12 protein-coding genes are annotated in these 8640 nt (G+C 67.2%); 7 read left to right on the top strand and 5 right to left on the bottom strand.

Features of this window, described 5'->3' with window-relative positions; translation table 11 throughout:
* Positions 1 to 163: 163 nt before the first annotated feature.
* The 4 genes from G3I19_RS31915 to G3I19_RS31900 all read right to left on the bottom strand — a co-directional run bounded on the left by G3I19_RS31915 (position 164) and on the right by G3I19_RS31900 (position 2243).
* Entirely contained in the window at positions 164 to 745 is a 582-nt protein-coding gene (locus G3I19_RS31915) for an RNA polymerase sigma factor (RefSeq protein ID WP_343235269.1), read from the bottom strand.
* Between the two features lie 216 nt (positions 746 to 961).
* Entirely contained in the window at positions 962 to 1171 is a 210-nt protein-coding gene (locus G3I19_RS31910; RefSeq protein WP_164267203.1) for a DUF397 domain-containing protein, read from the bottom strand.
* Between the two features lie 35 nt (positions 1172 to 1206).
* A complete protein-coding gene (locus G3I19_RS31905; RefSeq protein ID WP_164267202.1) occupies positions 1207 to 1416 on the bottom strand; it encodes a DUF397 domain-containing protein in 210 nt (69 codons plus the stop codon).
* Entirely contained in the window at positions 1413 to 2243 is an 831-nt protein-coding gene (locus G3I19_RS31900; RefSeq protein ID WP_164267201.1) for a helix-turn-helix transcriptional regulator, read from the bottom strand. Before G3I19_RS31900 ends, G3I19_RS31905 begins: the two co-directional genes overlap by 4 nt.
* A 103-nt stretch (positions 2244 to 2346) precedes the next feature.
* Between G3I19_RS31900 and G3I19_RS31895 the strand changes: the two genes are divergently transcribed.
* The 7 genes from G3I19_RS31895 to G3I19_RS31865 all read left to right on the top strand — a co-directional run bounded on the left by G3I19_RS31895 (position 2347) and on the right by G3I19_RS31865 (position 8298).
* On the top strand, positions 2347 to 2610 hold the full coding sequence (locus G3I19_RS31895) for a hypothetical protein (protein WP_164267200.1): 264 nt from the start codon (positions 2347 to 2349) through the stop codon (positions 2608 to 2610).
* The gene (locus G3I19_RS31890) at positions 2604 to 2798 is read left to right on the top strand and encodes a hypothetical protein (RefSeq protein WP_164267199.1); all 195 of its coding nucleotides are present in this window, start codon (positions 2604 to 2606) and stop codon (positions 2796 to 2798) included. Before G3I19_RS31895 ends, G3I19_RS31890 begins: the two co-directional genes overlap by 7 nt.
* Positions 2795 to 3103, top strand: a complete 309-nt coding sequence (locus G3I19_RS31885; RefSeq protein ID WP_164267198.1) for a hypothetical protein — start codon at positions 2795 to 2797, stop codon at positions 3101 to 3103. The genes G3I19_RS31890 and G3I19_RS31885 overlap by 4 nt, the downstream gene beginning before the upstream one ends.
* A gap of 542 nt (positions 3104 to 3645) precedes the next feature.
* Positions 3646 to 4896, top strand: a complete 1251-nt coding sequence (locus tag G3I19_RS31880; RefSeq protein ID WP_343235268.1) for an MFS transporter — start codon at positions 3646 to 3648, stop codon at positions 4894 to 4896.
* Positions 4896 to 6014, top strand: a complete 1119-nt coding sequence (locus tag G3I19_RS31875; RefSeq protein WP_239074967.1) for a galactosyltransferase-related protein — start codon at positions 4896 to 4898, stop codon at positions 6012 to 6014. The genes G3I19_RS31880 and G3I19_RS31875 overlap by 1 nt, the downstream gene beginning before the upstream one ends.
* The gene (locus G3I19_RS31870; protein WP_164267196.1) at positions 6011 to 6766 is read left to right on the top strand and encodes an alpha/beta fold hydrolase; all 756 of its coding nucleotides are present in this window, start codon (positions 6011 to 6013) and stop codon (positions 6764 to 6766) included. Before G3I19_RS31875 ends, G3I19_RS31870 begins: the two co-directional genes overlap by 4 nt.
* 182 nt (positions 6767 to 6948) lie before the next feature.
* Positions 6949 to 8298 carry an NTP transferase domain-containing protein gene (locus G3I19_RS31865; RefSeq protein ID WP_164267195.1) on the top strand — a complete coding sequence of 450 codons (1350 nt, stop codon included), beginning with the start codon at positions 6949 to 6951 and terminating at the stop codon, positions 8296 to 8298.
* Positions 8299 to 8365: 67 nt separating this feature from the next.
* On the opposite strand, the gene G3I19_RS31860 is transcribed toward G3I19_RS31865, so the two are convergent.
* On the bottom strand, positions 8366 to 8640 hold a 275-nt coding region (locus G3I19_RS31860), incomplete at its 5' end, for a helix-turn-helix domain-containing protein (RefSeq protein ID WP_164267194.1).

Raw genomic sequence — 8640 nt, 5'->3', positions numbered from 1 at the left:
CCAGCCACGGCGGCGGCTGCCGCGGCGAGGCCCACGGTGAGGGGCACCCAGCGGCGCGGCGCGGGCAGCCGGAGCGCGGCCCGGTGACCGGCAGGGGCGGACAGCGAGGCCGCGTGAGCGCTCAGCTCGTCGGCGAGCTGCTGCTTGAAGTGCGCGGGGGCGTTCACTGGGCGGCCTCCAGAAGGGTGTCGTGGGTGGTGGTGTGGGGTGTCCGGCCGGCGGTACGCAGGACCTTGCGGGCGCGGTGCAGTCGTACGCGGGCGGTGGTCGAGCTGATCCCCAGGGCCTGCGCTGCCTCGCGGACCGTGAGCCCGTCCAGGACCACGAGGTCGAGGACCTGCCGCAGCGGGTCGGAGAGCGCGGCGTGGGCGGATGCGAACTGCCGGACGGTGCGGTCCGCGTCGATCCTCGCCTCGATGGCGCTGACATCCTCGTCGTCCAGCAGCCGCCGCCCGCTGATCCGGGCGACCGCCTGCTGTTCGCGGGCGGCGCCGTGGAAGTGGGCGTGGATGACGTTGCGGGATATGCCGTAGAGCCAGGCGACGGGTGCGCCGCGCCGGGCGTCGTAGGTGTGCGCGCCCTCCAGGGCGGCCACGAAGATGTCCGCCGTCAGATCGGCGGCCAGGTGCGCGCTGTCGACGCGCCGGGTGACGAAACCGAGCACCATGTCGAAATGCTGCTCGTAGAACGCGGCGAACCCGGCCGGGTCCCGCGCGGGTGGTGCTGTCGGATGCTCCGCTGGCACGGATGGCTCCTCAGGACAGGTCATAGGTGCGATGCCTTACACCCGGTACTAGTCCGAGGCGCCCGAAAGCGTTACATCGGCGGTCCGCACGTCGTCCTTCGCCCCTGGGCACGGGGCGGCCGCCGTGTCCGACGTACCGCGGACAGCGAACTGCCCCACCGCGCACGGTCGCACGGTGGGGCAGCTCTGCACGCATGTACGTGGGGCCGGGGAGGGTCAGACGGCGCTGAACTCTCCGGCTTTGACACCCGTCACGAAGGAAGCGAACGCACCGGCGGTGACGTCCAGGACGGGGCCGCCCGGATTCTTGGAGTCACGGACAGGAACCGTGGCCCGCGAGGCGACCAGGTTGGTGGCGACCTCGACGCAGTCGCCGCCGTTGTTGCTGTACGAGGACGTGAACCAACGGGGAGATTCGGTCGTCATGGGGTGCCCTTTCGTGTCGCGCCGGACCCTGGCGGTCAGGCGGCGCCGAACTCTCCGCCCTTGACGCCCGCCACGAACGAGGCGAACGCACCGGCAGGGATGCCCAGGACCGGGCCGCTGAGATCCTTGGAGTCACGGACAGGGACCACGCCGCACGAGCCGATCAGGTCGGCGGCGACCTCAACGCACTGGCCACCGTTGGAACTGTAGGAGGACTTGAACCAGTTGAGCGAATCGGTTGTCACAGGATGCCCTTTCTCACCTGACTGATCATGGCCACGGACTCCGTCTGTGAGAGCGCCTCAGCCTGTAGCTGATGGTAGGCCGTGAAAAGCGGCCGGACCAAGCGCGTATCGCGCTCCAAACGGCCGGAGTGCGCGGACTCCGCGTAGGCCATGCAGGAGCCATCAGACAGGGTGATCAACGTGACCGGCGAGTCGAAGGAGCGGCGTTCGCCCAGTTCGTACGTGGCCACCTGCACAACGGTGTTGGGCATGTCCGCGATTTCCAGGAGGCGGCCCAGCTGCTCCGCCAGGACTCGGGGCCCACCCACCCGTTGCCTGATACAGCTTTCGTCGAGCAGCACGTACATCTGCGGAGGCGGTGTCCGCCCGACCGACTGCTGTCGTCGGGCCAGCAGCTCAAGCCGTTCTTCTGCCTGCTGCTCCGTGATCGCGCCGCGCCGCACAGCACCCCTGGTGATGGCTGCGGCGTACTCCGTTGTCTGGAGCAGCCCCGGAACGATCCCCAGCTCGAACAGGCGGATCTCTGATGCCTTGCCCTCGAATCCGACGAACTCCGGGAAGCCGTCGAGTATCGCCGAGTCGCGGACGGCTGCCCCCTGCCGGACGAGCGCTTCTCCAGTACCGAGCGCCCTGTCCGCACTCGCAGTGAACTTGGCAGTTGGATTTCGGGCGCCAGTTTCCACCCCCGAAATGTGCGACGCCGAGTACCCCGTGCGGTCCGCCAAATCGTCCTGGGTCCAGCCTCGCTCCTCTCTCAGCCTGCGGAGACGATCCCCGAACGCAGCCCTCGGCCCCTTCTCGGGGTCAAGTTCCTTTCGGTTAGCCACTCTTCACCGATCCTTCATTCAACTAGCCGGAGGTTGAAGGTCTCTTGAGAGTAGGCCACGCTGAGCCGCCCTGGTAGTGGAATGACTACGGAGAGGAGCGGTGGTGGCTGCACAGAACAGCACCCCGGACAGGCAGGACCCCACACACATCCCGGCACTCGGCACGCTCATGGTGGACACCGGGCACGGCAACCGGGCCGGGGAGTTCCGCGGGCTCGCGGGCCCGTACTGGTCGCTGCGGCCGGTCATCGGCGGCCCGGAATGGGAAGCCGCCCCCGAGCAGGTCCGTCCCCCGACGCCGGCGGAGCGGCTGACCGCCGAGAACGCACGGATCAACGCCCGGAGCCGCAGGGGGACAGGATGGTGACGCTCCCCGGCCCGCCCCCCGGCCCCGCACCGCGCCGGCAGACCGACGCCGAACCGTGCCAGGCCTGCGAGGAGTTCGACCTCGCCGAAGCCGTCGCCAGGGCCGAGCACGACGCGAGCAGGGAAACCGACTGCCGCGTGCTGCGCAGACGCCACCAGCAGGCCGACCACGGAGGGCAGCAGCCATGACGCTCTCACTGGTCCGACTGGTCTTCGCCGCAAGCGTCGTACAGGCCCTCCTGCGGCGGTACTTCCCCCGCATCGCACGCCTGCGACTGCTCACTCCACAACGGCAGCCCGAGCTGCCCGCCCTGTTCGCCGAACTACAGAGGATCGAGGCGGACCTGGCGTACCGCACACGGTTCTTCGCGGGCCTGAACACCGCACTCGCCGAGCGCAACGCGGAACGCATGGCCGAGCTGGCAGCCCTCCGCACGGCAGTCGGTCACCTCCGGAACCTGGTCGGTTCCGGCGACGGCGGCCCGGCAGCCTGACGGACAACGAACCGAGGGGCGTGTTCCCCGGATCCGGGCCATGCCGGAAAACCCCAAGATCCCCGACAGGGTCAAGTTCACTGGGCGCTTCCCGAGCCAGGGGGCAACGGAGGGCTGCACGCCGGCCCGACGGCGTTCCTTCCGCCGTTGCCTGCCGTTCCACCTGTTAAGCCACCGATGCCCGAGTCAAGTAGCTGAAGGCGCCGGGCTACTGATGGTCCATTAGTTGATGGGGCGGTTTCGCGCCGGATCATTGGTCGCGAGTCAAAAATTGTACATAAATGCCGGGTTACCCCGGCACGTCTCGGACATTCCAACCGACACGCAACTTCACGTGGTCCACCACGTCGGCCGACGTCCACATCCCAAGCGACAGCAAAGAGTGAGTAAAGGGACTTGATCCCCCCATGGTCTAGACCTACAAACTGTTCACAGTGAACTACCTTCAGTTCCTGTAATTTTCATCTCGCGTTAACCGCACAGGTCCATGCGGCACAGCCGCAACCTGCACGGGGGGAATCATTACCAACAGCACACCGGCGGTGCCCGACATCAGGTCTTCCCGATTCGGTGTTCCCGCCGTCTCCGCAGGAAACAGGCCACTCCTCGTCGCCATTGTCATCGACACGGCGGGCGCCGGCCTTTTCCTACCGCTCTCTTTGTTGTTCTTCGCCGCCTACCAACACGTCCCGACCGCTGTAGCGGGCTCGGGAATCACCATCGGTTCGCTTCTTTCGTTTCTTTTCATCCCGACATGCGGACGCCTCGTGCAGCGGGTCGGTCCACAGTCCTGCCTGGTTATCAGCAACGCACTGACCGCCCTGGGATACGGTTTCTATTTTCTCGGCACGAACCTCATAACCATCGGCTTCGCTGCATTCATGGTGATGCTGGGAGACCGCCTCTACGGCGCAGCCTGGCCGACCACGGTTGCCAGAGTCGCGACCGACGACGAACTGGCAAGATGGTTCTCCTTCGTCAATTTCCTCAAGACCACCTGTCTTGGCATCGGTTCGATCGCCTCCACCACGCTGCTGGCACTGGCCGGTATCAAGGGGCTCGGCGTCGCCCTCGGGCTCAATGTGGTCAGCAGCATGGTCTCGGCGGGCTTCGTTCTGCGTGCCAGGATCCCGAAGACACCCCGGCCCTCACAGACGGAGCAGCGCTCGACCCCCGGCCGGGCACTGCGCGACAGGCGCTTCATGTCGCTCGTCGTCTCCCAGACGCTGCTGTCCGCGGCCTGGCTGATCCCCACTGTGGCGCTGCCCTTGCTCCTCGTGGAAGGACTCCACCAGAGCCCGTTCTGGCCGACGGTCGTCGTGGCGGTGCGATACGGAGTGATCGCCCTGCTCCAAGTACCGCTCGCCGAGCGGATCTCCTCCTGGTCGCGATCGCGGATCCTGCTCAACGCCATCGCCCTGGCGGGGATCGCCATCGCCACCACCGCGACCATCTCCTCTGCCCCTCACTCGGCGCAGGGAGGCGTGGCGGTACTCGTTGGCGCCCTCCTCGCAACTGCGGAACTGGTCTCCAAGCCGACCGCTTCCGTCGCTGCGGTAAGACTCGCCCCGCGCGGGGACGAAGGCCCCTACATGGCAGTTTTCCAGCTCACCGGCACGGTTGCCTACGCCGTTGGGCCCGCCGTCATCGGGTTCGGTATGGGCAACCCATCCCTTCTCTGGCTCGGGCTCGGCTGCTGCGTGGCGGCCAGCGCTGCCGCTCATGTCTTGGGCCGGCCACACCGTCCCCAGCGGAACCCAGCCACTCCGACTACCGAAAGGAGCACATCGTGATGATGCTTGACCCGCAGCGGATACTCGCCGGCGCGGTGGTCGCCGGACTCGATCCCTCGGCGCGGATGCACAGCGCGCCCCGTTGGAAGCTGGGGCTGCCGCACTGCCGGGCCGCCCTTCGTGGTCTCGAAGCCATCGGCGCCCGCCACCACCCCCTGCTCTCGGTCCTACGGGACATGACAGATGGCGCAGACGCTCCGTCGTACTACGACAAACTACTCAGCGCTCTCAGCGCGTGCGAAGGGGACGATGAGTCGTCCCGCCACATCGACCGGCTGAGCAGGGCAGTGACAGAGAACGTGCGGTTGCTCTACTTTTCCGCCGACGCACATGAATTCGCATTCGCGGGCGGAGCAGAAGCGCCCCTGAACGCGCCGGGTCCCGGCCTCGTACCGCCTGGAGACACAGGCCGGATCAGCATCATCATCCCGTTCAGGTCCCGGGAAAACACCGGCCTGCGCGTGCGCAACCTGCGGGCGTGTCTCGCCGCACTCCGCCGACAGTCGCTGGATCGCGCGCAATATTCCGTCACGCTGGTCGAAAGTGACTATGGATCGCACCACTCACAGCATTTCGCGAGCGAGGTCGACAATTATCTGCACCACCGTGACAGCGGACCGTTCAATAAATCAGCCGCTGTCAATCACGGTGTCGCTGAAGCGGCAGGTGACGCGATCCTCTGTCTTCTCGACGCGGACATGATTCTCCCGCCGACTTTTCTCGAACGGATGCAAAGTCAGGTAACTGCCGGCTCGCCGCTGCTGCCGTACGAGGACGCTTTGTGTCTCGATTTCAACTCCTCCGCTCGGCTCGCGAGCGCTGTCGAGGAAGGCAACGGAACTCTACGCGGCACGTACTCGGGGTATCTGCTGCGCCGACCGCCCGGAGGATGCGTCATGATCTCCTCGGAGGACTTCCAAGCGATCGGTGGCTTCGATACTCGCTTCTCCGGATGGGGCGGCGAGGACCGCGACTTCATCAATCGTTTGGAGGCTATCGCTCCGGTTCGCCGGGAGCCAGGAATCCTCCTCCATCTCCTGCACGAACGGCCGGACATGCGGGACGATCACGACGGAATCATGCGCACCGCCCTGCGCGGTGGAGGACCGACTTCATGACGCTCACCGCACATGAACTCGGTTCTGATGAGGGTCGTTGCCCCGTCCCTCTCATGGCCTTGCACGGTATTCGCGGGCATGGCCGTCGCTGGCGCTTTCTGGAAGGTCTGCACGGTTGGGGCCTCGACCTTCGGGGCCATGGAAGTTCACCGGTGCTCCCGCCCTGGTCCCTTGAGCAACACGCTGACGACGTACTCGCCACCATGAACGGGCTGGGTCTTGCCCGGGTGGATCTGGTCGGGTTGTCGTTCGGTGGAGCGGTCGCCTTGTACGTGGCGCACCGTGCTCCCGAGCGGGTCCGCAGGCTGGTCCTCCTCGACCCCGCTGCGGGTATCGATCCGGCCGTGGCGCTGGAGCGGGCCCGTGGTGTACAGCCGGAGCCCTGTTTTCACGACCCCAGTGAAGCCCTCGCCGTCCGGGCGCGGTACTGGCCATGCGCCCCGTCCGCAACGGTCGCGGCGGAGGTGGCCGCCCACCTTGCCCAGGGTGCGGACGGCCTCTGGCGCTGGCGCTACGAGCCGACGGCGGTCGTTGCCGCCTGCGCCGAGATGAGCCGTCCCGCCCCGCTTCCCCCGAAAGGTACCGAGACTCTGTTGGTCCAGGCCGACCGGAAAAGCGTAGTACCCGCTCCCTACGTGGCCGCCTGCCTCGCTGCCGGCGTCCGCCTTGAGGTGATCGACGCGGGCCACGGTATGGACATCGAAGCACCCGTCCTGACTCGGGATGTGGTCGCAGGCTTCCTCACGTCGTAACCGGCCCGCTTCCTCGCCCTGCCTCTCCATCTGCGCGCACGGCTGCGGAGCCGTGCCAGGACCTCTGGTCTCCGAACAGAGTCAGCGCCGTGCCACCTCCAGCCCGCCGCCCGCGACGAAGCCGCGCCCACTCACCCCTTCGGGACGGCCCCCCGTTCACCACACCTACGAAAGGTGCACCCGTGCACAGGTCAGTGATCGTCCTCGCCACCCACGGCGAGGACGCCCTCCATAGTCGTCCACCCGCCACCCAACCGCTGCTGGGCCAGCCCGTCGTCGGATACGTGCTGGACGCGGTCGAAACACTGAAGACAGATTGTTCACTTCTCGTGACGTGCGCTGCCGGCCCCGCCGTCACCGACTATCTCGCCAACCGGGCGGGGACCCCCATCACGCTCGTCGACCTCGCCGGCGCCCCCACATCCAACTCCGGCCTGGTTTCGGCCGTCCGGGCCTTGCCGCAGCCGGAGGGTACGGTGGTCGTGCTCGGCGGAGACATACCGTTGCTCCGTCCATCGGTTCTTGAAGCACTGGTAACGGCCCATGAGTCAACCGGAGCCGCCGCGACCATGCTGACCCTCCCGCACGGGGCGCCGGACCCCGCGGAGGGCTGTGCTGTGCTCGCTGTCGATACCCGGTTCCTGACAGCAGCGGTCAACAAACTGGCGACAGAGGGCAGATCCGCAACAACCGGCCCGGAGGACGTGCTGCGCTTCCTGCAGGACGAGCACCTGAAGGTAGCCATGCTGCCGGTCGCCGATGCGCTGGATCTGGTGCGGTGCGTCGAACCGATCGCACTGGCCCAAGCCGGGCTCGTTCTCCGTCAGCGCATCAATGACGCCTGGTTGCGCTCGGGCGTCCGCATCGTCGAGCCCCAGGGCGTATGGATCGATGCCACAGTCCACCTGGAAGCGGGCGCGCTGCTTGAGCCCGGTGTCATCCTGCGCGGCTGCACTTCGGTGGCCGCCCATACGGTGATCGGCCCCGACACCACTCTCATCGACACGAAAGTGCGCTCGGGGGCACATGTGCTGCGTACCCACGCAGTCGAATCCATCATCGGCGAGGGCGCGTCGGTCGGCCCGTTTGCCCATCTGCGGCCGGGTACCAAGCTCGGTGAGGACACCAGAATCGGCACGTTCGTCGAAGTGAAGGAGACGACGGTCGGCAACGGCACGCAGGTGGCCCACCTCGCCTACGTGGGAAACGCGACGATCGGCACCGCAGTCAACATCGGGGCGGGAACCACCTTCACGCTGTACGACGGGGTGCGGAAGCATTCCACCAAGGTGGGCGACGCCGCGTTCATCGGCTGCCAGACAAGTCTGGTAGCCCCCGTCGAGATCGGCGCCGGGGCCTTCACCGCGGCAGGAAGTGTGATCACACAGGACGTACCGCCCGGAGCGCTGGCGGTGGAGCGTGGCGAGCAGCGCAATGTTGCAGGGTGGGTGGCCCGTCGTCGCGCGGGCACCCCTTGGGCGGCCGCGGCCGCCGCGGCGCGCGGTACAACGATCGACGATACCGATACCTGAGGCGTCGGGTGCGCCCTCAGTGGCTTCCCCCCTCTGCAGTGGGCAAGGTCCGCCTGGCCACCGCCGACTACCGGGTGCGCTCAGCGCGGTCGTCGTACTCCCCGCGGGCGGTGATGACCTCTTCGATGTGCACCACGGACCACTCCGTGAGCGCCTTCAGCGGTTCCCGCAGTGTCTGGCCGAGCGCGGTCAGCTCGTACTCCACGTGCGGTGGTACCTCTGGGTAGACGGTCCGGCGGACCAGCCCGTCGCGTTCGAGGGTGCGCAGCGTCTGGGTGAGCATCTTCTCGCTCACGCCCGCCAGCGTCTGCCGGAGCCGGCCGAACCGGGAGGCGCCGTTCC

The organism is Streptomyces sp. SID10853 (assembly GCF_010548145.1).
Classification (GTDB): Bacteria; Actinomycetota; Actinomycetes; order Streptomycetales; family Streptomycetaceae; genus Streptomyces.
This window is presented reverse-complemented; position numbering and strand designations above follow the sequence as displayed.